The following is a 22,320-nucleotide window of genomic DNA, read 5'->3' on the forward strand; positions in this document are numbered from 1 at the left end:
TAGGGCTCCGGCCTCCGGCCGCTCCGGGCGCGGACTGCTAGGTGTGCCAGCCGTAGCCAACGCGAGGGTCCGAGGGTGCATCAACCGCGCGCCTCAGGCCCGTTCGCATCCAGAACTTGGGCGGACGCCAGAGCAGGAGGTGGCCACAGGACTCAGCCGCGAGGCGAAGCCGAGGCGTTTCGAGCCGGGAGCGCGGCGAGCTCAGAGCCAGGTGCCACTTGGCCTGGGCGAGGTCGCGCTGGCGGGCGCGCCACACCTTGGAGAGGCTTCTCCTTTCAGCTCGGGTGATGTCAGGGGCGTGGTACGTCATGGACCAGTTCCGACGGGCGGCCCGGACGTACCGGACAGGATCGGAGGTGGCGTTCGACGAGTGACGACGGTAGGAGACCTGCGGCGCATCCATCACCGCTATCGGACCGAGTCGCGCCAAACGCATGAAGAAGTACCAGTCCTCGGCGCCGGCAAGGTGAGAGGCGAAGCCGCCGACAGTCCTGACGGCTTCGGTACGGATGAGGGCGCAGGCGGGTGGGTAGAGGCGGCTCTGGTCGAACAGCTCGAGGAACGTGATGTCGCGGGAGGGTTCGAGGGGGACGAAACGCCGGCCGTCCAGCACTCGGCGGGTGTTCATGTGCGTCGCGAAATCTGCGGCCTCGATGCGGTGCCCCTCCGCATCGACCAAGACGGCGGTGGTGCGAACAGCAGTCGAATCCGGCCGCGACGCGAGTTGCTCGATCGCTCTGACGAGGAACTCGGGTGGTAGCACGTCGTCACCATCGAGGAAGACAACGAAGGTGGACGCGCCGGACGCACGGGCGAAGCCGGCATTGCGCGCGGCGCCGGCGCCTGCATTCGGCTGCCTCACCAGGCTGACTCGACCGTCGGACAGGAACGGCAGCGCGGCCTCGGCGCTGTCGTCGGTCGACCCGTCGTCCACGAGGATCAGCTCCCAGTCCTGATGCGACTGCGCCAGCACACTCGAGATCGCGTGACCCAGGAAGTCTCGACAATTGTGAAAAGGCACAATGACGGTGACGAGGTCGCGTGTCTGGGTCATCGGACGGCTCACGTCGCGAAGGCGCTGACCGTGGAGGTGAGCTTCGCCGACGCGGTCGTCCAGCTGAGCAGCTCGGCCCGTTGCCTGCCGCGCACTCCCCACTGCTGACGTAGCGTCTGGTCATCCAGGAGGGCCTCGATGACCTCAGCCAGGCGCGAGCTGTCGTTCTTGGGTACGACGAGAGCGCCGTCCCCGGCGCACTCGGGCATCCCCCCTGAGTCGGCGACGATGGTCGCTGCTCCACACGCCATTGCCTCGAGCGTGGTCAGGGGACAAGGGTCATCCCAACGTGAGGGCAGCGCGACGATGTCAGCCCACCGGTAGTGGGCGGCGACCTCGGAGCGCTCGGTGAAGGGCACGAAGGAAACGGCCCCGGCTAGGTCCGCTGCTGTGCGGCGCAGGATCTGCTCGTAGCTGCTCAAAGCGCCTCCCGGCGAGAAGCCGGCGCTCCCGACGATCCTGACCTCCAGGTCGTGACGGGCCAGAAGCCGGCAGGCCGACAGAACGAGATCAGGACCCTTTTCCCTCACGACACGCCCGAGGAACAACACCCGCACGCGATCCCTGTCACCTCTGCGCTCGCTGGGAGAGAAGGCGATGGTGTCGACGCCGTTCAGCACGACCTGGACGTTCTGACGCAGACGTGCAGGCATTCGAGGTGCGAGGCGTTCTGCCAACCACGAACTCACCGCCACCACTCCCTCGAAACCGTGACAAGCCCGACTGGCGACCCAGGGGAGCGCACCAGGCAGAACTTCGTTGTGCGCGTAGAGAATCGTCGGAATCTGCTTTGGCGCGTGTCTGGCCAGAAAAGGGCCGTTGTGGATCATGAGCGCGGCCGCATCATCAGGCACGTGGTCCATGGCATCGCCCATGCTGTGTTCGAGGAAGGGTTTGCCCCACCCGGCCCTTGCCGCGACGGCATCGGCGCGTGCAGCGGGCGCTGACACGTACGGTCCCGGCTCGTACTCGAGCGCCCGAGCCGACTCGTAGCGCTCACGGTAGGTGGTGCGGGCGACCAGCACCGCGTGAGACTGCGCTGCTGGTGCGGCAGCGGCCAGACCGTCAATCACGGTCATGACGGCAGAGCCGGTTCTCGGCGAGAAGTGGTCGTGTGGGGTGGGTAGATGCACGATGGGGCGCGACACATGACTCCCTGCGGGAACTCGTCGAGGTCCGCTCATGCTAGACGTCGCCTGACGGGCTGAAGTGGCGATCGGCCGATCCGCAGCCTCTTGAGATCGCGACACGAGGAGCCGTGCGGTGTCAGGACGTCTGCCGGGCTCCAACCCGCCCAGAGAGGCATCGCTGGACGACGTCTCATGCCCGAGCACCTAGGCTGACCGACCATGAAGGGGATCATCCTCGCGGGGGGCACGGGCAGCCGGCTGCACCCGATCACGCGCGGCATCAGCAAGCAGCTGATGCCCGTCTACGACAAGCCGATGGTCTACTACCCGCTGTCGACGCTCATGATGGCCGGCATCCGCGAGGTCCTCGTCATCACGACCCCGGTCGACGTCGAGCAGTTCCAGCGCCTCCTCGGTGACGGCTCCCAGTGGGGCATGACGATCACGTATGCCGTCCAGCCGCGTCCCGAGGGCCTGGCGCAGGCGTTCGTGCTCGGTGCCGACTTCATCGGCGACGACCGGGTGGCGCTCGTCCTCGGCGACAACATCTTCTTCGGCCCGGGGCTCGGCACCCGCCTCGCCGACCACACCGACGTCGAGGGCGGCCACGTCTTCGCCTACCGCGTCGCCGACCCCACGGCCTACGGCGTCGTCGAGTTCGACCCCGACGGCCACGTCATCTCCATCGAGGAGAAGCCCGAGCACCCGAAGTCGAGCTATGCCGTGCCCGGCCTCTACTTCTACGACAACGACGTCGTCGCCATCGCCCGCGACCTGACCCCGAGCGCGCGCGGCGAGCTCGAGATCACCGCCGTCAACGACGAGTATCTCCGCCGCGGCACCCTGTCGGTCAGCGTCCTGCCGCGCGGGACCGCGTGGTTCGACACCGGCACGTTCGAGGGCCTCATCGAGGCCAGCCAGTACGTCCATGTCGTCGAGGCACGGCAGGGCCAGAAGATCGGCTGCGTCGAGGAGATCGCCTGGCGCAACGGGTGGCTCGACGACGACGGCATGCGACGGCACGCCGACGACCAGGCCAAGAGCGGTTACGGTCTCTACCTGCACGCCCTCCTCGCCGAGGGCAAGGACACCCCGTGAAGGCAAGGACCTGATGGACATCCGCCCGCTCCGCATCGACGGAGCCTTCGAGATCACGCCGCGCCAGTTCCCCGACGACCGAGGGGTCTTCGCCGAGGGCTTCCGCGCCGACCGCCTCGCCGAGGCCATCGGCCACGAGATGCAGGTCCGGCAGACCAACATCTCCGTCTCGTCGGCCGGAGCCCTCCGCGGCATCCACTTCGCCGACGTGCCGCCCTCGCAGGCCAAGTACGTCACGGCCACGAGCGGGGTCTTCGTCGACTTCGTCGTCGACGTCCGGGTCGGGTCGCCGACCTTCGGGCAGTGGGACTCCGTCGTGCTCGACACCGTCGACCGCCGCGCGGTCTACCTCGCGGAAGGGCTCGGACACGCCCTCGCCTGCGTCGAGGACGGCACCGCCGTCTACCTCTGCTCCGAGGTGTTCACCCCCTCGATCGAGCGCGGCATCAACCCGCTCGACCCGACCGTGGGGCTCGAGCTGCCCGACGGCTTCGTCCCGGTGCTCTCGCCCAAGGACGCCGCTGCCCCGACCCTGACGGCTGCCGCGGACGCCGGGCTGCTGCCGACGCTCGAGGCCTGCCTCGCCCACACCTCCTCGCTCGCCGGGGCGCGCCGATGAGGCCGGTGGGTCGGGTCCTCGTCATCTGCACGGGCAACGTGTGTCGCTCGCCCTACCTCGAGCGTCGTCTGCGTCAGCTCCTCGCCGGGCAGGACGTCCACGTCGAGAGCGCCGGCACGCGCGCCCTCGTCGGCGCCGACATCGAGCCCGGGTCGGTCGCCGCCCTCGAGGCCGTGGGCTCCGACACGGCAGGCTTCGCCTCGCGCCAGCTGACCCCCGCGATGCTCGACGCCGCCGACATCGTCGTCACCGCGACGCAGAAGCACCGGGCCGACGCCGTCGCCCTGCACCCGCGGGCCCTGCGCAAGACCTTCACCCTGGGCGAGCTCGCCGACCTCGTCCGCGATGCCGAACTCGCCGGGGCCGCGGCCGCGCCCGAGTTGTCGGCGGCCGACCACGACACGCCGTGGGCCGCGATCGTGGCCGAGGTCGCTCGTGGTCGTCGAGGACTCCACCCGGCGCGCACCGCGGCCGAATCGGACATACCCGACCCATACGGGCGCGGTTCTGCGGCATATGACCTGATGTCGACCGAGATCGAGGCGCAGCTGCCCGTCGTCGTCGCAGCCCTGACGCCGCCCGCCGGCTGACCCGAGAGCCGATCCGAACGCGGACTGCAGCGTACGACAGGCGGATTCGCCCCTAGCATGTCCCCCGGGGAAGGGCCATCAGCCGTGTCGAGGGGGATCTGGAGCAATGAACAACCGAGTGGCGACGGCAGGTCTCGTCGCCTTCCTGGCGGTCGACGTGGCGCTCGTCGCGTTCGCGCTGCGGTCGGGCCACAACGCCTCGCAGGCGCTGCCCGCGGTCTCGACGACGCGGACCGCGGCGCTGACCACGAGTCCGCCCGCGACGGCCGCGCCGGGCACGACGGGCACGACCGCCCCCACCACCGGCACGACGCCGCCGGCGGCCAAGGCCGTCCCCGTCACCCGGCTCGTCTCGGCGCTCGACGCAGCGCGGGCCTGGCGAGCCACGACCGGCGCCTGCGTCGCCGGGGGTGCGACCGTCGAGGTCACCGCCGACGGCGGCCGGTCGTGGACGAAGCTGCGGTCGCCGGCCCGCGCCGTCGCGCGTGTGCAGCCGCTCGACGAGGCGCGCGTCTTCGTCATCGGGGCTGGCCCAGACTGCACCCTCGAGCAGTACGCCTCGCGTGACGCGGGTCTGACGTGGCAGACCCCGACCGCCGTCAGCGGCGGCTGGGCCCGCCGTCTCGACGAGCCGACCCAGGTGCTCGCGCCCAAGGAGGCCGCGTCGACCCCCTGCGGCGACGCCGTCGTCGTCGACCTCTCGCGCACGTCCGCGGCCCAGGCGCAGGCGTTGTGCGCCGACGGGTCGGTCGTCGTCACGGACGACGGTGGGACGACGTGGTCCGACTCCGGTGACGCGCCGGGCGGGGTCGCCCTGAGCAACCTGCTCGTCGACAACACCCTGACGACGTATGCCGTCCGCATCGTCGGTGCGTGCAAGGGGGTCCAGCTCGTCGAGGTCGTCAAGGGCCGCACCGCCGCCGTCGTCGCGTGCGTGCCGGTCGCGACCCCTGAGCGGGGGAGCATCGGCCTGTCGGTGACCGACCGTGCCGGCTGGATCATCTCCGGCAACCAGACGTGGCTCTCGCAGGGCGACCTGAACTCGTGGAAGCGGGTCTGACCGCGGCCGACGGGGTCGCCGGGCCGGCTCCTACTTGTAGGCGTTGAGCTCGTCGTTGCGGATGGCGTCGCCGAGGTCGGCCATCTTCACCTCGTCGACGATGTCGATCGACGCACCGGCCGGGCTCGTGCCGAAGCCCGTGAAAGGCGCCGTGATGAAGCGGATGTCGCCGCCCCGCAGGTCGCGCAGCGCCAGGGCCTCCGATCGCATGGTGCCGACGTCGAGCTTCTGGTCGACCGTGAGGTTGGTCGTGGCCGCCTCGGTGAAGTCCTTGAGCTTGATCGGGTTGGTCAGCACGTCCTTGCTCAGGGTCTTGAGCATGAGGGCCTTGATGAAGGCGAGCTGGCGCCGGCCACGGGAGATGTCGCCCTCGCTCAGCTGCTTGCGCTCGCGCACGAAGGCCAGGGCCATCGCGCCGTCCATGTGCTGGACGCCCTGGGTGAAGACGTAGGGCGGCTGGTTGCTCGACTCCTCGACGTTGACGTCGACGCCGCCGACGGCATCGGTCATCGACTTGAACCCCTCGAAACCGACGAGCGCGACGTGGTCGATACGGACGCCGAGCATGTCCTGCATCGTCTTGACGAGCAGCGGCGGCCCGCCGAACGCATACGCCGCGTTGAGCTTGTTCTTGCCCTTGCCCGGGATCGAGACGTAGAGGTCGCGGGGGAAGTGGATCAGGGTGACGGCCGAGTGGTCGGCCGGCACGTGCACGAGCACCATGACGTCGGACCGGCCGCCGACGCGACCCGGACCGGCGTCGCTACCGACGACGAGGTAGTTCGTGCCGTTGCCCGCCGGCTGCACGACGACGTTGCCGTTCTTGTCGGTCGGCTGGCTGCCCGCCGAGCCGTCGTCGGGCAGGAGCAGCTCCTGCTTCACGTTGTTGGTGACGATGTGGTTGAGCCACGCGAGGTAGCCTCCCACCGCGAGCACGGGCACGAGCAGCAGCACGAGCGCGGCCACGAGCACCTTGCGGTTGCGCTTCTTCTCCCGGCGGCCCGAACCGCCGTCGGCGGGCGAGCCGCCGTCCCAGTCGTCGCCGGAGCCGCCCGAGCCCCCGGAGGAGCCGTCGCCGGCAGCGACCTGCTCGGATTCGAACAGATCGGTGTCGCGCTGTCGGGTGCTGTCCACGGCGCAAGTGTAGGTGTCGGGAGTCGATCGCACTGCTGCTTACACTGTGCGCCATGCCCGAAGCCCGAGGAGTGAGCCGACGTGTGAGCGCCGACCTCCCCGTGGCCGTCGGGGCAGCTCTGGCCTTCGTCGCCTACGTCTGGGTGCTCGTGCACGCGACGGTGCCGCTCGTCACCGTCTTCGGCTTCGCCTCCGACGGGCACCCCAAGCTGTATGCGGCCTTCCTGGCCGGTCTCGCCGGCCTGCCCGGTCTGCTGCTGACGCTGCCTCGCGCGTTCACGCCTCCCGCGTCGGCCGTGCAGCCCTCGGTCCGCAGCCGCCGTCAGGCCTCGGCGCTGAGGCGCTCGTACCTGCGCACCGACGTGCTCGGCCTCGCGGCCCTGCTCCTCGCCCAGGTGCCGCTGCCGGCGCCGTGGGGTCCCGCGGGCAAGGCGGCGACGATCGCCAACATCACGAAGTCCCCCGAGATCGTCGAGCTGAGCGCGACGTTCGCGAACTACTCGATCGCCGTCTTCGCCATCGGCATCCTCGGCGCGGTCGTCGCCAAGGTCTACGGCCACGCGGCGGCGTTGCGGGTCCTCGCGATCATCCTCGTCGTCGGTGCGCCCGTCGTGGCCTGGCTCCTCGTGGTGCGCGCCGTCAGCTGACCGACAGGAGGTTGTCGACCTCCGCCCGGATGCGCTCGTGGAATCTCGCCTCCGAGAAGTGCTCGGCATGGGCGCGGATCGCGGCCTCGTCCCAGACCCGCTCTCGGGCGGCGACGACGGCGGCGCGGACGGCTGGCACGGTCGGCTCCTCGAAGAACGTCCCGTTGACGCTCTCGTAGATGGTGTCGAGATAGCCGCCGGCGTGCAGGGCCAGGGTGGGCACCCCGAACGCCGCCGCCTCGAGGGGGGTGAGCCCGAAGTCCTCGAGGCTCGGCGCGAGCAGGGTGCGGGCGTGCGCGTAGGTCCAGCGCAGCTCGGCGTCCGTCAGGCCCGAGACGATCCGGACGTTGTCCGGTGCCTCGGCGCGCAGCCGCGCCTCGAGCGGTCCCGCACCGACGACGACGAGCCGCTCGGGGAGGTCGCGCACGGCGTCGACCGCGACGTCGACGTTCTTGTAGGGCAGCAGCCGCGACACGAGGAGCAGGTAGCCCTCGTCGGCCCAGTCCGCCAGGGAGGCCACCGCCTCCTGCGGGTCGGCGGGGTCGATGCCGTAGGGCGGGGCGAGCACCTGGGCGTCGATGCCGTATGCCGCCGCGATGCGCCCCCGGACCACCGTCGAGTTCGCGAGGTAGCGGTCCGCGGACGCCGCTGCGCGACGGTCCCAGCGGCGCAGCCACCCGCTGAGCAGACCCAGCGCGCGCGCCTTCGCGGACCGGCCGGCCTCGTCCCCGAGGTAGGCATCGGCCTGGTAGAGCCAGCGCGCCGGGGCGTGGCAGTAGACGAGCTTGAGCCCGGTCGTCGGCACGCCGTGCGCCCAGCCCGAGCTCGACACCACGACGACGTCGGCGTCCACGGGAAGGTGGGACACGGCATACGGGAGCAGGGGGAGCGCGGCCCGGTGGTCGCGGCGCAGCGCCCCGATGCGGTTGATGGGGGAGACGACGACCCGCGCATCGCGGAACTCCGGGTAGGTGCCGGCCGGGTCGTAGAGCGTCGTGTGGATCGTCGCGTCGGGAAAGGCCCGGTGCAGCGCCAGGACGACCCGCTCCGCACCGCCGCGCTGGGTCAGGTAGTCGTGCGCGATGGCGACGCGCGGTCGCCCGACAGGGAGGTCCCGGGTGCTCACGAGGCGGCCTCCTCCCAGACCCGGGTCACGGTCTCGGCGGACCGCTCGATCCCGAAACGGTCGGCGACGTCGGCGAGGGCGCGAGAGGCGCGGGCCAGCGCCTCCGCCGGACGGTCGATGACGTCGAGGACCGCCAGTGCCAGGGCCTGCTCGTCTCCGGCGTCGACGAGGAGCCCCGTCTCGGAGCCCCTCGGCGACGTGCGCACGATCTCGTCGACCCCACCGCCGCGGGTCGCGACGACCGGCACGCCCCATCCCATCGCCTCCGTGACCACCTGGCCGAAGGGCTCGGGCACCGTTGACGCGTGCACGCAGACGGACATGGCCTCGAGCTCGCCTCGCGGGTCGTCGACGAAGCCGACGAGGTCGATGTCGGCCTCGAGCCCGAGACGACCGATCTCCGAGCGCAGCTCGCGTTCGTAGTCCGCGGCGCCGAAGGCGGCGGAACCGACCAGCCTGAAGCGGGTCGTCGGGCGTACGTCCACGACGTGTCGCGCGGCCCGAACGAGGACGAGCTGGCCCTTGGTGGGGCTGAGCCGTCCCACCATGCCAACGACGGGGCCACCCTCCGGCTGGAGACGTCGGCCGGAGTGCGCGACCTGCTCCGAGGACAGCCCCGGGTAGGCAACCGTCGGACGGCGCGCGCCGGGCAGGGTGGCGGCCGTCGCCTCGGAGTTGACGACGACGGCGTGCGGCACGCGGCGGGCGAGGAACCGCAGCAGGCGCACCGTCCGAAACGGCAGGTAGTCCTCGGCGATGCGGTCGTGGACGTGCCACACGAGGGGCTTGCGCAGCAGGAGAGCCACGGGGATCGCGAGGAGGTCCGCCTTGAGCGAGGTCGTGTGGACGACGTCGACGTCGAGAGCACGGAGGGAGGCGGCGAGGCGGTGCAGGAAGGCCGCGCCGCTCGCAGCGCGACGCAGTGCGCTGAGCGGGCCGACGGCACGGCCCATGTCCCGGACCCTCGGGTCCAGGGGAACGACGACGACCCGGTGGCCGACCCCTTGGAGCCGTTCCTCGAGAGGGCCCGAGGAGAAGAGGACGACGACGGGCTCGACGCGCTCCCGGTCGACGACCTCCAACAGCCTCAGCAGTGCGAGCTCGGCGCCACCCAGCTCGGCCGTGTGGTCGAGGATCCCCACACGCACGGGAGGGCGCGGAGGCGGCGCGGCTGGAGGCACGCCCCGAGGCTACCTACGGGCGCAACAGACTGCCCCGATGATGCGCGTGCCCGCGCGTCGTCTCGTCCGGGCAAGACCACCGCGGATCACGAACGGGCGAGCCCTTGATAGATGCGGGAGTACTGCAGCGCAATCGCGGACCACGTGTATCGGCGTGCGGAGCCCTGCCCGGCCGCCCCGAGGGCCGCCCGCCTCTCGGGGTCGTGCAACAGCGACTCGACGGCATGGGCCAGCGCCCCGGTGTTGACCGGGTCGACGAGGACGCCGTCGACCCCGTCGGTGACGAACGACGCGGGCCCGCCGAGGCTCGTGGCGACGAGGGGTGTGCCGGCGCGCCACGCCTCGAGCGCGACGATGCCGAAGGCCTCGCGGCGGCTGGGCATGACGACGACGTCGGCCCGACGCATCCAGGTGTCGACGCCGGCTTCATCGAGCGGTCCGACCAGTCGGAGCCGGTCGCCGAGGCCGACCTGCTCACCGAGCGCCCGCAGGGCTTCGCGCTGGGACCCGTCGCCGCCGATGACCAGCGTCGGGGAGAGCTCGCGGTCAATGCCCGCGACGGCGTCGACGAGCAGGTCGAAGCCCTTCGTCGTCTCGAGCCTGCCGACCCCCAGGACGACGGGGCCGTCCGGCAGGCCGAGCGCGTCGGGCATCGTGCCGGTCGGAGGCGTCGTCGGCACGGGACCGACGCCGTTGGGCACGACGGTCCCGCCCTCGAGGCCGAACCGGTCCCGCAGGTCGTCGAGCACCTGCGCGGAGCACCCCGTCGTCACCGCGGCGGCCGTGATGGTCCGGCGCAGTCCCTCGCGCATCAGCGCCGAGGTGCCGAAGGCGTCGTGGTCGTCCATGAACGTCTCGCCGTGGCTCGACAGCACGAGCGGGGTGCCGGTGCGACGAGCCAGCGCGGCGGCATACACCCCGTTGGGTCCGAAGCACTGGACGTGGAGCAGGTCGGGGCGGAAGGCGCGGAAGGCCGACCGCCACGCGTGCCACGCGCGCGGCGCGGCGAGCCCGAAGCTGACGAGGGCGCGCCCCGAGCGGGCCGGCAGGGGAGTCGGCAGGTGGCGCACGACGGTGCCGTCGAGCTCGGTGACGCCGAGGTGCTCGCCGCGGTCGACGGTCCACACCTCGACCTCCGTGCCCCTGCCGCGGAGCTCGCGCGCGACGTGGCGGACATGCCCCTCCACCCCACCGAGGTGCGGGTGGTACGACGAGGTCACGAGCGCGACGCGCGGCCGACCGGCACCATCCACAGCGGCTCCTCTCGGTCGGGCTCGCGAGGTCACCGGCTCGCGGGCGGTCTCACCCTACGATGCGAGGGCGGACCCGTCCCGCAGTTGACCACCGCCCCGACAGCGAGGATCCCGCGTGCACCGGCTCACGATCGCCACGACCGCGACGGCGGTGCCGATGGGTGCGCAGGCCTACGAGCGACACATCGTCTCGCGCGCACCCGCGGCCCTCAGCGCGCTGGCCGCGCCGGGCGAGGTGTGGCGGGTCCGGCACGCCGTGGCGCGCTCGTTGAGGTCACCGCTTCCGGGGACGCTCCGCCTGCCGATGGGCTGGCTCGGTGACGCGTCACCGAGCGCGCGTGCGGCGGCGGGCCGTCTCGCGTACGCCCGTGGTGGGCTCGTGCACCGGATGAACCTCGAGCTGCCGCCGGCGCCCCGTGAGGTCGTGACGCTGCACGACGTCGTGGCCTGGCGCTACGCCGACGAGTCGGCACCCGTGGCCGCCGCGGCGGAGGAGCTGCGCCGGGCAGCTGCCGTCGTCTGCGTCTCGGCCTTCACGGCATCCGAGGCGGTCGACCTGCTCGGGCTCGTCGACCCCGTCGTCGTCCCGAACGGGGTCGAGGAGCGCTACTTCGGGGCCGAGCCGCTCGGCGCCGACGGGCTGTCCGCGCTCGGCGTCGACGGACCCTACCTCCTCACCGCCGGTGGCGCGTCCGAGCGCAAGAACCTCGCGGCGCTCGCCGACGCCTGGCCGCGGATCCGGGCAGCCCGGCCCGACGTGACGCTGGTGCTCGCCGGCCCGCCCCACCCCCGTCGCACCGAGCTCTTCGCCTCGCTGCCCGGCGTCCGACTCGTCGGGCGCGTCGCCGACGAGGTGCTGCCGAGGCTGTATGCCGCCGCCTCCGTCGTCGTCGTGCCCTCCCTCGTCGAGGGCTTCGGCCTTCCGGCGCTCGAGGGAATGGCCGCGGGCGTGCCCGTCGTCGCCGCCGACCGGTCGTCCCTGCCCGAGGTCGTCGGCGACGGCGGCCTCCTCGTCGACCCCACCGGCACGAGTATCGCCGCCGGCGTCCTCGACGTCCTCGCCGGCGGTGCCGAGGTCGAGGCGATGGCCCGCCGCGGCTTCGAGCGGTCGCGCCGGTTCACCTGGGAGGCGAGCGCCGAGGGGCACGCGCGGGTCTGGCGCTCCGTCACCGACTGACTCAGCCGACGGGCCCTGCACCCTCCCGCGCCGTGCGGCGCGAGGCCCGGACCTCGGTGGCGAGGTTGGGGGAGTCACCGCCGACGACGGCGAAGGTCGCCGCGGCAACCGCGACCACGAGCAGCGCGCTGCCGACGACGTCACGGGGCTGGTGCGCGTACCACGACACGTTGCCGAGGCCGATGCACAACGCCGCCACGCCCAGACCGACGAGCCCTCGTCGCGTCACGGGTCGCGGCCACACGACCGCGACCCCGACGAGCAGGCCGAGGCCGGCGGCCGCGTGGTTGGACGGGAAGGCGTCCCCGCCGATGCCGAAGACGTCGCGCGTGCGCAGCTCGAGAGCCACGAACGTCGCCGCTGCCGGGATGACGACGCCCGCGAGGGCGCGCCGCCAGCCGCGTCGGACGAGTGCGAGGAGCGCGAGAACGATGACCATCGGAGCGAGCACGACGATGACCAACGGCCGGGCCAGGCGGTCGAGACCCTGGCGCAGGGCTCCCGGCAGCCCGTTGAGGATCCAGCCGCGGACGGCGGCGTCGACCGTCACACCGATCCCGGTTCGGGTCGAGAGGAGCGCGGTGAGCGCGAAGGCCGTGGCGGCGGCGACGGCCACGGTGGCCCAGCGGAGGCGATCGCGATGCGACACGTGCACCTCCTGGCGGGCTGTTATGGTGCGATCGACCAGTCCGCTTGCAGTCTATGGGGGTTCGCTCGATGGCAACCCAGGAGGCGACGGGAGCCCCCTCTGCGGGTGCCACTGTGCCCCTCGAGGTACGCATCGGTTTCGCCCACGCATCAGTTCAGTGGATCGCCGACCGGTGCGGAGCGGACCTGCTGCACGTCAAGGGTGCGGCACTCGATCCGACCCTGGTGCCGGGGCGTGGCTACTCCGATGCCGACGTGCTGGCCCGTCCGGCGCACGTGCGTCGTTTGCTCGACGAGCTGCCTCGCCACGGCTGGGAGCTCATCAACACCTTCGTCTACGGATCGTCCTTCGAGCATTCGGCGACCTTGCGACACCAGGACTTCGGACTGCTCGACCTGCACCGGATCTATCCTGGGACCGGTCCCACGCCCGAGCGGGCCTTCGACACCCTGTGGTCCCAGCGCATCACGAAGGTTCTGGGCGGCATCGACTGCCCGGTCCCGTCGCGCGATGCGCAAGCCGTCGTCCTGCTCCTGCACGCCGCCCGCGGCGGCAGCGACGCCAAGGCCGCCAACGACGTCGAGTGGCTCTGGACATCGGCCGACGACGCTGCTCGCGACCGTGTTCTCGACTGGGTGGGGCGGCTCGATGCCGGTCTGGCCTTCTCGGTCATCACCGGCACCCTCGACGAGCATCGGGACGACCCGGCATACGACCTCTGGCGCGTCGCGGCGCGCGGGGGCACCCGGATGGAGGAGTGGCGCGCCAGGGTGCGGGCGGCCCGGGGCCTGCGCGCCAAGCTGACCGTCGCGTCGCGCTCGGTGCGCGTGAACGTCGAGCACCTGACGATCGTGCGTGGACGCCCCGTGTCGCGCGCAGAGATCGTGGCCGAGTTCTTCGGCCGACCGGCGCGAGGCCTGAGGGAGCAGGTCTCTCGCCTCGCCCGTCGGAGCCGGCGGTGAGCGCCGCCTACCGTCCCGGACCCGACGCCGGGGTCACCGTGAGCGACGACGGGATGTCCGTCTACGTCGCACGCCTGCCCGGCGGCCCGCTCCTCGTCCTCGATGGTGCCGCGGCCCTGATCTGGGCCGAGGCCACGACGGCTCCCGCGACCGGATGGGTGGCCCGTGTCGCCGAGCTCGTCGGACAGCCCGAGGACGCGATCACGGCTGACGTCCGGGCCTTCGTCGCCGACCTGAGCGCGCGGGAGCTGCTCGTGCCGCTGGGTGGCGACGCCGACCCGCCGGCCAGGGCCTGAGCCCACCTGACCTGAGCGGTCGGCGCGGTGGATCAGGAGTGGTGCTTGGCCTGCGAGCGCTTGGCCCGACGGCTCGGCTTGACGTCGGCGTCGCGGTTGTAGCCGTAGTAGCCGTAGCGATGAGCGGTCGAGGACCCCGCCGACACCATGTTGAGGGCGAAACCGGCGACGGGGGCGTCCACGGTCTCGAGCGACTGGACCGCGCTGGCGAGGTCGCGCTTCTTCGTCCGCTCGGCGCCGACGACCATGATCAGGCCGTGCGTCAGCTTGTTGATGAGCACGGCGTCGATGACCGGGACGACGGGCGGGCTGTCCACGAGGATGAAGTCGTAGTCGTGGGACAGCTTGCCGAAGAGGACCTCCATCGGCTCGGAGCCGAGCAGCTCGCTCGGGTTGGGCGGCACAGGGCCGGCTGGCAGCACGTGGAGGGTGGTCTCGCGCCAGCGCTGGATGACGTCGTCGGTGTCCGCCTGACCGAGCAGGAGGGTGGTCAGGCCGAACGAGCCGTCGAGACCCATCGTGCTCGCGACCGAGGGGTTGCGCAGGTCTCCGTCGATGAGCAGCACCTTGGATCCGGCGTCCGCCATCGCGAGGGCGAGGTTGATCGTCGTCGTCGTCTTGCCCTCACCGGGCACCGACGAGGTGACGACGAACGAGTGCCCACCGGTCGTGACATCGACGAAGAGGATGTTGGTGCGGAGGCGGCGGATCGACTCCGCGTGCCGTCCGTGCGGGTCGCTCTCGAGCGAGAGCAGGCCGTTCTTGACCGACTTCACCATCGGGATGTCGCCGAGGATGGGCCGCTTCGACAAGGCCTTGATGTCCTCCTCCGTGCGCACCTTGGTGTCCAGGGTGTGCCGGAGCAGCGCGAGGCCGACGCCGAGCGCGAGGCCGAGGAGCGCCCCGAGCATGAGGTTTCGCTTGGCGTTGGGTGACGTGGGGTCAGCCGGAACCGAGGCCGGCACGATGGTGTCGGCCTCGACGGCCTGACCATTCGAGGCGAGAAGCGGGGAGAACTTCTTGGCGACGTCGGCCAGCACGGGGCCCGCCTCGGTGGCGACTCGCGCGACGAGCTGGGGGTCCCCACCGGTCGCGGTGATCGTCATCATGTTGGACGTCTGAGAGACGTCGCCCGAGACCGACAGCGGGAATCCCGCAGGCAGGCCGAGCCGGGTCCGCAGGGGATCCATGACCGACGGTGAGGTCAGGACCTCGAGGTAGGTGCCGAGGTCGCCTGCCGAGACGGCGTAGGTCGCGACCTGGTTGTTGTTGGTGGCGCTCGCCGGGGTGGTCGCCCGCAGGTAGATCTTCGAGCTGGACGTGTAGACGGCAGGGGTCAGCATCGTCTGGACAGCGGTCGCCGCGACCACCGCGAGCAGACTCACCGCGATGATGCGCCACCGTGCCCCCAGAACGCCCAGGAACTCCCGGAACGTCACTTTGCCCCCCTGGCCCAACTCGACAGTACGTGCGGCGATCCTCCCATATCATCCAAGGGGTTGTGCCGAGTCGGAGACATCCGGGGACGGCACGGGGAGAGGGGTGAGTGGTCATGTGGGCACTGCGCGTGTCCCACAGCGCCGTCGTCGACGCGTGGCGTGGGCGGGAGCGCGCCCTGCGACGCCTCGGCCACCGGGTCGACATCGTGTCGGCTGCGGCGTGGTCCGAGGGCGGCCGCCGCGTCGCCCTGTCGGTGCGCCCCGACGAGCCGGTCGTGCCGGCGCGCACTGTCGGCTCTCACCCGGCCCTCTTCCTCTACGACCCGCGCCCGCTGTGGCGGGCCCTCGGTCGTCCGGTCGACGTCATCGACATCCACGAAGAGCCCTTCGCCCTCGCGACCGCCGAGGTGCTGCTGCTCCGGTGGCTGCGTCGCCAGCGCGCGCCCTACCTGCTCTACTCGGCCCAGAACATCGACAAGCGCTACCCGGTCCCGTTCCGGTGGCTCGAGCGAGCCGCGCTGCGCCACGCGAGCGGCGTCAACGTCTGCAACGACGCCGCCGGCCGCATCGCCGAGCGCAAGGGCTTCCCGGGTCGCGCCCGCACCGTCGACCTCGGCACCGACCTGACCGCCTTCACCCCGGCGGCGTATGCCGACACGCCCCGTGAGGTGCCCGTCGTGGGGTTCGCCGGTCGACTCGACGCCGCCAAGGGGGCGGACGTGCTGCTCCGCGGCGTCGCTCTCGAGCCCGCCGTGCGCGTACGCCTCGCCGGCGACGGACCCGAGAAGCAGGCCCTCGTCGACCTCGCGGGACGACTCGGCATCGCCGACCGCGTCGAGCTCCTCGGCGCGCTGGCGCCTGAGGCGCTGCCCGACTTCTACCGCTCGCTCGACGTCCTGGTCGTCCCGTCGCTCACGACCCCCTCGTGGGTCGAGCAGTTCGGCCGGGTCGCGCTCGAGGCGATGGCCTGCGGCATCCCCGTCGTCGTCAGCGACAGCGGCGCGCTGCCGGAGGTCGTCGGCGACGCCGCTCTCGTCGTCGCCGAGGGCGACGTCGCCGAGCTCGCCAAGGCGATCAGCGAGGTCGTGCACGACGGCGACGTGTCCGGGCGGCTCAGAGCAGCCGGCCTCGCCCGCGCGGCGGCGACGTCGTGGGACCGCATCGCGGTGGAGCACGATGCGATGTACCGCGCCGCGACGAAGCAGTGGACGCCGCCAGGACCGGACGACCGGCCGCTCGAGGTCGTCGTCGTCGCGTACGGCCAGCCCGACCTTCTCGCCGACGCGCTGGCTCCGCTGAGCACGCTGTCGGTCACGGTCGTCGACAACTCCTCCTCACCTGCGGTGCGCTCCGTGGTGGAGGCCGCGGGCGCCCGCTACGTGGACCCGGGTCGAAACGGGGGTTTCGGGGCCGGTGTCAACGAGGGGCTGCGACGGGTCGACCCCCGCGCCGACGTCCTGCTCGTCAACCCCGACGCGGTGGTCGCCCCGGGCGACGTCGAGGTCCTGCGCGCAGCCCTGCTCGCCGAGCCCGACCTCGCGAGCGTCGGACCGTCGCAGGTCGACGCGACCGGGACGCCCGCGCGGGTCGAGTGGCCCTTCCCGTCGCCGCTGGCGACGTGGGTCGAGGCCGCCGGACTCGGCCGCCTGCGACGCAACCGCTACGTCATCGGGTCGGTGCTGCTGCTGCGCCGCGAGGCCCTCGACCACGTCGGTCCCTTCGACGACGAGCGCTTCTTCCTCTATGCGGAGGAGACCGACTGGGCGCGCCGCGCGGTCCTGCTCGGCTGGCGGCACGCGCTCGTGCCGGCAGCGCGTGCCACCCATGTGGGTGCCGCGACGAGCACCGACCCCGCTCGGCGTGAGGGCCACTTCCACGCCGCGCAGGAGATCTATCTCCGAAAGCACTTCGGCAGCGTGGGCTGGCAGGTCGGGCGTGCCGGGCAGGTCGTCGGCTCTGCCGCGCGAGGGGTCGTGCTGCGGGGAGACCGGCGTCGCGCGGCACGTGCCCGCCTACACCTCTACCTCGCGGGTCCCGCACGGTCGGAGGAACGGCCCCGCGACGCCCGCGCCGGCCGCGCCGCCCGCGCCGCCCGCGCCGCACGCAGCGACCTTCCGTCCGTGCCTCTCGACGAGCTGGGACGGGTGGCCACGTCGTGAGCATCATCCCGGAACGTCTCCTCCGCACCGGCACGACCGACCTGCTCACCCGCATCGGTCTGGTGCTCGCCGGCGTCGCCCTCGTCGCCGTCGTAGGACGTCTCGCCGTGACGACGCCCGACGCAGCGATCATCCTCGCCGTCGCCGTGCTCGCGATGGGTGTGACGGCAGTGCAACCCGGTCTCATCCCGCTCGCCGTGCTACCCCTGCTCCTCGTCGTCCTCCGCGTCGGCGGCGGAGGGGTCGACCTCTCGCTCTCGGACTTCGCCCTCGCAGCGGCCGCCGTCCCAGCTCTTCTTCTCGCCAAGCGGCCCTTCTCCGCCGGCATGCGTGCGGTCCTCTGGGCCTCGGCGGTGTACCAGTTCGCAACGCTGATCACGGTCGTCAACAACCCGTACACGGCGAACGCCGTCGAATGGGCGCACGCCTGGATGCTCGTGTCCGGATCCCTTCTCGTCGGATGGGCCGTCGGCGCCAACGGTCACGCCCGCACCGGTCTCCGCCTGCTCATCGGCACCATCGCCGTCCTGGCGACCATCACCGTCGCAGAGGGTCTGATACACATCGCGAACGGCGACCTGAGCCCGGTCTACCCGAGCTTCCCGTATGGCATGCACAAGAACTTCGCGGGCACGGTCTGTGCGATGGGGGTGGTCATGGTCTACGCGCGGCCCGCGTGGGCCGGGATCAATCGGAGGTGGTCCTTCGTCCTCATGGGCATGATGCTGACGGCTGTCCTGCTCACCCAGTCGAGGCAGGCGGTCATCGGTCTGGTCGCGGCAGTCTTCGTCCTGGTCCTGCGCTCGCGGACCGATCGTCGACGGTCCAAGCTCGTGCTCCTGGTCGTCGCACCGCTGGTTCTCTTCGTGACGAACCTCGTGCAGGACCAGGTGCAGTCCGGGAACCAGTTCAACTCGGTCTTCCAGCGCCTCACGTGGTTCCAGGACTCGATGACCGTCTGGTCCTCCGACCCGTGGTTCGGCGTCGGGCTGCGCTGGTGGTACACCGACCGGTTCCCGTTCCAGTTCCAGCCGCCCAACGCCGAGATCGAGGTGCTGACATCGGCCGGGGCAGTGGGCCTCGCCGCCTTCGTCCTCCTCATGGTCGTGGCACTGCGGGTCGCGTGGCGGATGGACCCGGCCTACGGGTCCCTGGCGGTGGCCGTTCTGGTGTCACGGATCGTCCAGGGCCAGTTCGACCTCTTCTGGTCCGCCGTGCAGGGGTCGCTCCCGTTCCTCGTCCTCGGCCTGTGCCTCGGTGCGAAATGGTGTTCCCAGCAGCGCGAGTCGACCGAGACCCGAGCGCCCGAGCCGACTGGGGCTCCGCAGCCCGCCGGACTGTTGCAGACCCCTGGGGCCGCTCGGTGACCACGATCGTGCAGATCGCGCCCGAGATCGGGCCCGGCACCGGGGTGGGTTCCGTGGCTCACCACCTCGAGCAGGAGTGGCGGCGAACGGGGCTCACCGTCGAGCGCTTCACCCTCACGGAGTCGGGCGGCGCGTGGTTGCCGACACCTCGGGGCGGTCTGCAGGGTCGGCTCGCGGTCCTGGCCAGGGTGGTGTGGTTCTCGTCCGTCGGGACGCGCCGCGCGCGTCGCTATCTCGCCGACCACCCCGAAACGGTCTCCGTGTGCCACAACGACGTCCTCGCTGGGGACATCTACGTCAACCACGGACTCGTCCAGGCCGCGATGCGGTCGAGAGGCGCGTACTGGTACCGGATCCTGCGCAACCCCCTGCACCTGTTCACCACGGTGCGGGACAAGCGTCGCTACACCTCCGCCACCCACCGGCTCGTCGTGAACCTCTCCGACCAGGACCAGCGGCTCCTGCGTGAGCTGCACCCGTCCTTGGGGCCGGGCACCGCTGTCGTCACCAACGGCGTCGACACGTCCGAGTTCGTCCCGCCATCCGCTGACGAGCGGCGCGCAGAGCGGGAGTCGCTGGGGCTGACCGAGACCGACGTGCTGGCCGTCTTCATCGGGCACGAGTACGCGCGCAAGGGACTTGACCTCGTCGTGGACGCGCTGGACCAGTGCCCTGACCAGGTGCGGCTCCTCGTCGTGGGCGGGTCACCGGATCTCGTCGCCGGCATGGAGTCGCGGGCGGCCGCCGTCCGCAACCGGGCCCGCATCACCTTCGTCGGTCCGAGCCGTGACCCGAGGCCCTGGCTGCGCGCGGCTGATGTGCTGTGCCTGCCCAGCGCCTATGAGGCGTCGCCGCTCGTCGTCCTCGAGGCGTTGTCCATGGGGGTTCCCGTCATCGGCACCCGCACCGGCTCCATCCCCGATGTCGTCGAGCACGGGGTCAACGGCTACCTCGTCGAACGGTCGGCGACCAGCGTGGCCGAGGCGCTCGACCTGCTCTCCGTGGCCGACCGTCCGTCCCTGCGTCAGGCGGCTCGCCGGACTGCCGAACAGCACACGTGGGCCCATGTCGCCGCCCGCTACGTCGAGCTGCTGGACGGCCTGCGTGACGGGCCGGGACGAGGCCGAGAGGCCTCATGAGGATTCTGCACGCGATCCGCTCGGACGGGTTCGCCGGCGTCGAGAGCCATGTCGCTCTGCTCTCCCGCGCCCAGGCCGCCGCTGGTGACGAGGTCGTGGTCATCGGAGGCGACACCCACCGTATGCCGGCTGCCGCAGGTCCGGCCGTACGCACCCTTCCGGCCGCGACCGTCACCGACGTCCTCATCGCCGTCCGGCGCTGGGCGGTCGATGCCGACGTGGTGCACGCCCACATGACGGCCGCCGAGATCGCTTGCGCCACAGCGCTGCTGGGCGTGGACGTTCCGCTGGTGGTGACCCGGCACTTCGCCAGGAGTCGGGGGAGCAACCCCGTCTCGAGCGTGGCGGCCGCCCTGGCCGCACGCCGGGTCGACGCTCAGATCGCGATCAGCCGGTACGTGGCGGACAGCATCGCGGGGTCGAGCGTCGTGATCCACCCGGGCGTCGAGAGCAGTCCGGAGACGCCCCCGGCCGCGGAGCGTGAGAAGGTGGTGCTGCTCGTCCAGCGACTCGAGCTCGAGAAGGACTCCGACGTCGCGCTGCGGGCCTTCGCCGCGTCCGGGGTCGCCTCGCAGGGCTGGCGCCTCGACGTCGCCGGGGACGGTGCCGAGCGATGGCGTCTGGCCTCCTTGGCGGCCGACCTCGGCCTGGCCGACTCAACCCGCTTCCTCGGTCACCGGAGCGATGTGCCGGACCTGATGGCGCGCGCAGGTGTGCTCCTGGCCCCCTGTCGCATCGAGGGGCTCGGCCTCACGGTTCTCGAGGCGATGGGAGCGGCCCTTCCCGTCGTCGCGGTCGGCGCCGGAGGGCACCTCGAGACCGTCGGGGCCGTCGACGGCGCGGCGCTGCACGCACCGGGAGACCATGAGAGTGCGGGACGGCAGCTGGCTGCTCTCGTCGCGGATCCTCGCCGCCGGGACGCTTATGCCGCCGACCTCCAACGCGCCCAGCGCACCTGCTTCACGCCCGAACACCAGGCACGAGAGACCCGGGCCGTCTACCGAGGGGTGCTGTGATGGATCTGGTCATGACCTCCCTCGAGGCGTGGGACCGTGTGTGGCGACGCAACCAGCATCTCGTCGCCGGCCTGTTGCGCGGCGACCCCACCCTCCGGGTGCTCTTCGTCGAGCCGGCGACCGACCCGCTGCACGCAGCCCTCGGCGCCAGCCAGCCGAGGCTCGGCCGCGGGCTGCGTCCCGGGCCGTCGCTCGACGGCATACGGCCCGAGGCGCTGTGGCTCCTCGAGCCCACCAAGTGGCTGCCCCGCCGGGTCGACCGCCGCGTCGACGAGCGTTGGGCTCGGCAGGTGCTCCGGACCGCCCGTTCGCTCGACATGGTCGACCCGGTCCTCTGGGTCAACGACCCGAGCGGCGCGCTACTGGTCGAGGCGACGACGTGGCGCTCGCTCTACGACGTCACCGACGACTGGACGCTCGCCGAGCGGTCGACCGCCGAGACCGAGCGGGTCATCGCACAGGAGCAGGTGCTGTTGGCTCGGTGCGACGAGGTCGTCGTCTGCTCCCCGGCCCTCGCGGCGAGCAAGGGGCAGCGCCGGAAGGTGACTCTCGTGCCCAACGGGGTCGACTCGGCGGCCTACCTCGTCGGCCACGACCGACCCGCCGACCTTCCAGAGGGGGCCGCGGCGGTCTACGTCGGGACCCTGCACGGTGACCGACTCGACGTCGACCTCTGTGCGGCCACGGCGCGGGCTCTCGAAGGGACCGGACACTTGGTGCTCGTGGGACCGAATGCGCTTGCGACGGAGCAGCGTTCGCGCCTCGAGTCAGCGGGCGTCTTGATGCTCGGCGCGCGACCGAGCGGCGACGTGCCGTCCTACCTCCAGCACGCCGACGTGCTCGTCGTGCCGCACGTCGTGACTCCCTTCACCGACAGCCTCGACCCGATCAAGCTCTACGAGTACCAGGCTGCCGGCCGTCCGGTCGTCGCGACGCCGGTCGCCGGCTTCCGTGACGTCGACGACGAGCGGGTCACGGTCGCCGACCACGAGACCTTCGTGTCGGCCGTTGTGGCGGGTGTGGCCAGCGCCGGCCAGGTGAATGGACCGCTGCTGGACTCCGCGCCGTCGGCCGACGCCGACTGGTCCCGCCGCGTCGAGCAGGTCGCCGAGGTTCTCGAGAGAGTGCGGGAGCACGGGGCCGGCTCATGACACATCTGTCCACCGAGCTCCTCCACGTCCGGGCCCTGGGCGCCACTCTGGCCATCGAGGTCGAGGACGTTCG

General features: G+C 71.7%; 21 protein-coding genes. 13 read left to right on the forward strand and 8 right to left on the reverse strand.

Annotation, left to right across the window (positions count from 1 at the left end):
• Nucleotides 1–37: 37 nt before the first annotated feature.
• Complete coding sequence (locus tag AC1DW8_RS07485) at nucleotides 38–1,054, reverse strand: glycosyltransferase family 2 protein (protein ID WP_478092971.1); 1,017 nt, start codon at nucleotides 1,052–1,054, stop codon at nucleotides 38–40.
• An 8-nt stretch (nucleotides 1,055–1,062) separates the two neighbouring features.
• Nucleotides 1,063–2,133 (reverse strand): glycosyltransferase family 4 protein, encoded by a 1,071-nt coding sequence (locus AC1DW8_RS07490; protein WP_478092974.1) that lies wholly within the window; start codon nucleotides 2,131–2,133, stop codon nucleotides 1,063–1,065.
• 270 nt (nucleotides 2,134–2,403) lie between these two features.
• Between AC1DW8_RS07490 and rfbA the strand changes: the two genes are divergently transcribed.
• From rfbA to AC1DW8_RS07510, 4 genes are all read left to right on the forward strand, one after another.
• Nucleotides 2,404–3,282: a glucose-1-phosphate thymidylyltransferase RfbA gene (gene rfbA, locus AC1DW8_RS07495; protein WP_478092975.1), complete on the forward strand. Its 879-nt coding sequence runs from the start codon at nucleotides 2,404–2,406 to the stop codon at nucleotides 3,280–3,282.
• Nucleotides 3,283–3,295: 13 nt separating this feature from the next.
• A complete protein-coding gene (locus tag AC1DW8_RS07500; protein WP_478092977.1) occupies nucleotides 3,296–3,901 on the forward strand; it encodes a dTDP-4-dehydrorhamnose 3,5-epimerase family protein in 606 nt (201 codons plus the stop codon).
• A complete protein-coding gene (locus AC1DW8_RS07505) occupies nucleotides 3,898–4,491 on the forward strand; it encodes an arsenate reductase/protein-tyrosine-phosphatase family protein (RefSeq protein WP_478092979.1) in 594 nt (197 codons plus the stop codon). Before AC1DW8_RS07500 ends, AC1DW8_RS07505 begins: the two co-directional genes overlap by 4 nt.
• Nucleotides 4,492–4,597: 106 nt before the next feature.
• Nucleotides 4,598–5,551 carry a beta propeller repeat protein gene (locus AC1DW8_RS07510; RefSeq protein ID WP_056778488.1) on the forward strand — a complete coding sequence of 318 codons (954 nt, stop codon included), beginning with the start codon at nucleotides 4,598–4,600 and terminating at the stop codon, nucleotides 5,549–5,551.
• Nucleotides 5,552–5,581: 30 nt separating this feature from the next.
• Here AC1DW8_RS07510 and AC1DW8_RS07515 read toward each other — a convergent pair whose 3' ends face one another.
• Nucleotides 5,582–6,685 (reverse strand): LCP family protein, encoded by a 1,104-nt coding sequence (locus AC1DW8_RS07515; RefSeq protein WP_056778491.1) that lies wholly within the window; start codon nucleotides 6,683–6,685, stop codon nucleotides 5,582–5,584.
• A 53-nt stretch (nucleotides 6,686–6,738) separates the two neighbouring features.
• Here AC1DW8_RS07515 and AC1DW8_RS07520 point away from each other — a divergent pair, with 53 nt between their 5' ends.
• On the forward strand, nucleotides 6,739–7,332 hold the full coding sequence (locus tag AC1DW8_RS07520) for a hypothetical protein (protein WP_235508736.1): 594 nt from the start codon (nucleotides 6,739–6,741) through the stop codon (nucleotides 7,330–7,332).
• Here AC1DW8_RS07520 and AC1DW8_RS07525 read toward each other — a convergent pair.
• The 3 genes from AC1DW8_RS07525 to AC1DW8_RS07535 all read right to left on the reverse strand — a co-directional run bounded on the left by AC1DW8_RS07525 (nucleotide 7,325) and on the right by AC1DW8_RS07535 (nucleotide 10,892).
• Entirely contained in the window at nucleotides 7,325–8,458 is a 1,134-nt protein-coding gene (locus tag AC1DW8_RS07525) for a glycosyltransferase (RefSeq protein ID WP_478092981.1), read from the reverse strand. The genes AC1DW8_RS07520 and AC1DW8_RS07525 overlap by 8 nt on opposite strands.
• A complete protein-coding gene (locus tag AC1DW8_RS07530) occupies nucleotides 8,455–9,639 on the reverse strand; it encodes a glycosyltransferase family 4 protein (protein WP_478092983.1) in 1,185 nt (394 codons plus the stop codon). The genes AC1DW8_RS07525 and AC1DW8_RS07530 overlap by 4 nt, the downstream gene beginning before the upstream one ends.
• An 86-nt stretch (nucleotides 9,640–9,725) precedes the next feature.
• The gene (locus tag AC1DW8_RS07535) at nucleotides 9,726–10,892 is read right to left on the reverse strand and encodes a glycosyltransferase family 4 protein (RefSeq protein ID WP_478092985.1); all 1,167 of its coding nucleotides are present in this window, start codon (nucleotides 10,890–10,892) and stop codon (nucleotides 9,726–9,728) included.
• 115 nt (nucleotides 10,893–11,007) lie between these two features.
• Between AC1DW8_RS07535 and AC1DW8_RS07540 the strand changes: the two genes are divergently transcribed.
• Nucleotides 11,008–12,069: a glycosyltransferase family 4 protein gene (locus AC1DW8_RS07540; protein WP_478092987.1), complete on the forward strand. Its 1,062-nt coding sequence runs from the start codon at nucleotides 11,008–11,010 to the stop codon at nucleotides 12,067–12,069.
• A gap of 1 nt (nucleotide 12,070) precedes the next feature.
• On the opposite strand, the gene AC1DW8_RS07545 is transcribed toward AC1DW8_RS07540, so the two are convergent.
• Entirely contained in the window at nucleotides 12,071–12,718 is a 648-nt protein-coding gene (locus tag AC1DW8_RS07545; RefSeq protein ID WP_056826854.1) for a phosphatase PAP2 family protein, read from the reverse strand.
• 68 nt (nucleotides 12,719–12,786) lie between these two features.
• Between AC1DW8_RS07545 and AC1DW8_RS07550 the strand changes: the two genes are divergently transcribed.
• Nucleotides 12,787–13,680: a nucleotidyltransferase family protein gene (locus AC1DW8_RS07550; protein WP_478092988.1), complete on the forward strand. Its 894-nt coding sequence runs from the start codon at nucleotides 12,787–12,789 to the stop codon at nucleotides 13,678–13,680.
• Nucleotides 13,677–13,976 (forward strand): PqqD family peptide modification chaperone, encoded by a 300-nt coding sequence (locus AC1DW8_RS07555; protein ID WP_478092990.1) that lies wholly within the window; start codon nucleotides 13,677–13,679, stop codon nucleotides 13,974–13,976. The genes AC1DW8_RS07550 and AC1DW8_RS07555 overlap by 4 nt, the downstream gene beginning before the upstream one ends.
• A 32-nt stretch (nucleotides 13,977–14,008) precedes the next feature.
• Here AC1DW8_RS07555 and AC1DW8_RS07560 read toward each other — a convergent pair whose 3' ends face one another.
• Nucleotides 14,009–15,415 carry a tyrosine-protein kinase domain-containing protein gene (locus AC1DW8_RS07560; RefSeq protein WP_056826857.1) on the reverse strand — a complete coding sequence of 469 codons (1,407 nt, stop codon included), beginning with the start codon at nucleotides 15,413–15,415 and terminating at the stop codon, nucleotides 14,009–14,011.
• A gap of 128 nt (nucleotides 15,416–15,543) precedes the next feature.
• Between AC1DW8_RS07560 and AC1DW8_RS07565 the strand changes: the two genes are divergently transcribed.
• From AC1DW8_RS07565 to AC1DW8_RS07585, 5 genes are read left to right on the forward strand one after another with little or no spacing between them, the layout of a single operon-like run.
• Complete coding sequence (locus tag AC1DW8_RS07565) at nucleotides 15,544–17,574, forward strand: glycosyltransferase (protein ID WP_478092992.1); 2,031 nt, start codon at nucleotides 15,544–15,546, stop codon at nucleotides 17,572–17,574.
• Nucleotides 17,571–18,941, forward strand: coding sequence for an O-antigen ligase family protein (locus AC1DW8_RS07570; RefSeq protein ID WP_478092994.1), 1,371 nt, complete (start codon nucleotides 17,571–17,573; stop codon nucleotides 18,939–18,941). The genes AC1DW8_RS07565 and AC1DW8_RS07570 overlap by 4 nt, the downstream gene beginning before the upstream one ends.
• The gene (locus AC1DW8_RS07575; RefSeq protein WP_478092995.1) at nucleotides 18,938–20,080 is read left to right on the forward strand and encodes a glycosyltransferase family 4 protein; all 1,143 of its coding nucleotides are present in this window, start codon (nucleotides 18,938–18,940) and stop codon (nucleotides 20,078–20,080) included. Before AC1DW8_RS07570 ends, AC1DW8_RS07575 begins: the two co-directional genes overlap by 4 nt.
• Nucleotides 20,077–21,096, forward strand: coding sequence for a glycosyltransferase family 4 protein (locus tag AC1DW8_RS07580; RefSeq protein WP_478092997.1), 1,020 nt, complete (start codon nucleotides 20,077–20,079; stop codon nucleotides 21,094–21,096). The genes AC1DW8_RS07575 and AC1DW8_RS07580 overlap by 4 nt, the downstream gene beginning before the upstream one ends.
• Nucleotides 21,096–22,247 (forward strand): glycosyltransferase, encoded by a 1,152-nt coding sequence (locus tag AC1DW8_RS07585; protein WP_478092999.1) that lies wholly within the window; start codon nucleotides 21,096–21,098, stop codon nucleotides 22,245–22,247. The genes AC1DW8_RS07580 and AC1DW8_RS07585 overlap by 1 nt, the downstream gene beginning before the upstream one ends.
• The last annotated feature ends 73 nt before the right edge of the window (nucleotides 22,248–22,320 follow it).

Source organism: Terrabacter sp. P2_E3, from assembly GCF_056403915.1.

Excerpts from the sequence above, each read along its gene's own strand:
- AC1DW8_RS07485 (WP_478092971.1), bottom strand. The coding sequence starts at position 1,054 with ATGACCCAGACACGCGACCTCGTCACCGTCATTGTGCCTTTTCACAAT.
- AC1DW8_RS07490 (WP_478092974.1), bottom strand. The coding sequence starts at position 2,133 with ATGACCGTGATTGACGGTCTGGCCGCTGCCGCACCAGCAGCGCAGTCT.
- rfbA (WP_478092975.1), top strand. The coding sequence starts at position 2,404 with ATGAAGGGGATCATCCTCGCGGGGGGCACGGGCAGCCGGCTGCACCCG.
- AC1DW8_RS07500 (WP_478092977.1), top strand. The coding sequence starts at position 3,296 with ATGGACATCCGCCCGCTCCGCATCGACGGAGCCTTCGAGATCACGCCG.
- AC1DW8_RS07505 (WP_478092979.1), top strand. The coding sequence starts at position 3,898 with ATGAGGCCGGTGGGTCGGGTCCTCGTCATCTGCACGGGCAACGTGTGT.
- AC1DW8_RS07510 (WP_056778488.1), top strand. The coding sequence starts at position 4,598 with ATGAACAACCGAGTGGCGACGGCAGGTCTCGTCGCCTTCCTGGCGGTC.
- AC1DW8_RS07520 (WP_235508736.1), top strand. The coding sequence starts at position 6,739 with ATGCCCGAAGCCCGAGGAGTGAGCCGACGTGTGAGCGCCGACCTCCCC.
- AC1DW8_RS07550 (WP_478092988.1), top strand. The coding sequence starts at position 12,787 with ATGGCAACCCAGGAGGCGACGGGAGCCCCCTCTGCGGGTGCCACTGTG.
- AC1DW8_RS07580 (WP_478092997.1), top strand. The coding sequence starts at position 20,077 with ATGAGGATTCTGCACGCGATCCGCTCGGACGGGTTCGCCGGCGTCGAG.
- AC1DW8_RS07585 (WP_478092999.1), top strand. The coding sequence starts at position 21,096 with ATGGATCTGGTCATGACCTCCCTCGAGGCGTGGGACCGTGTGTGGCGA.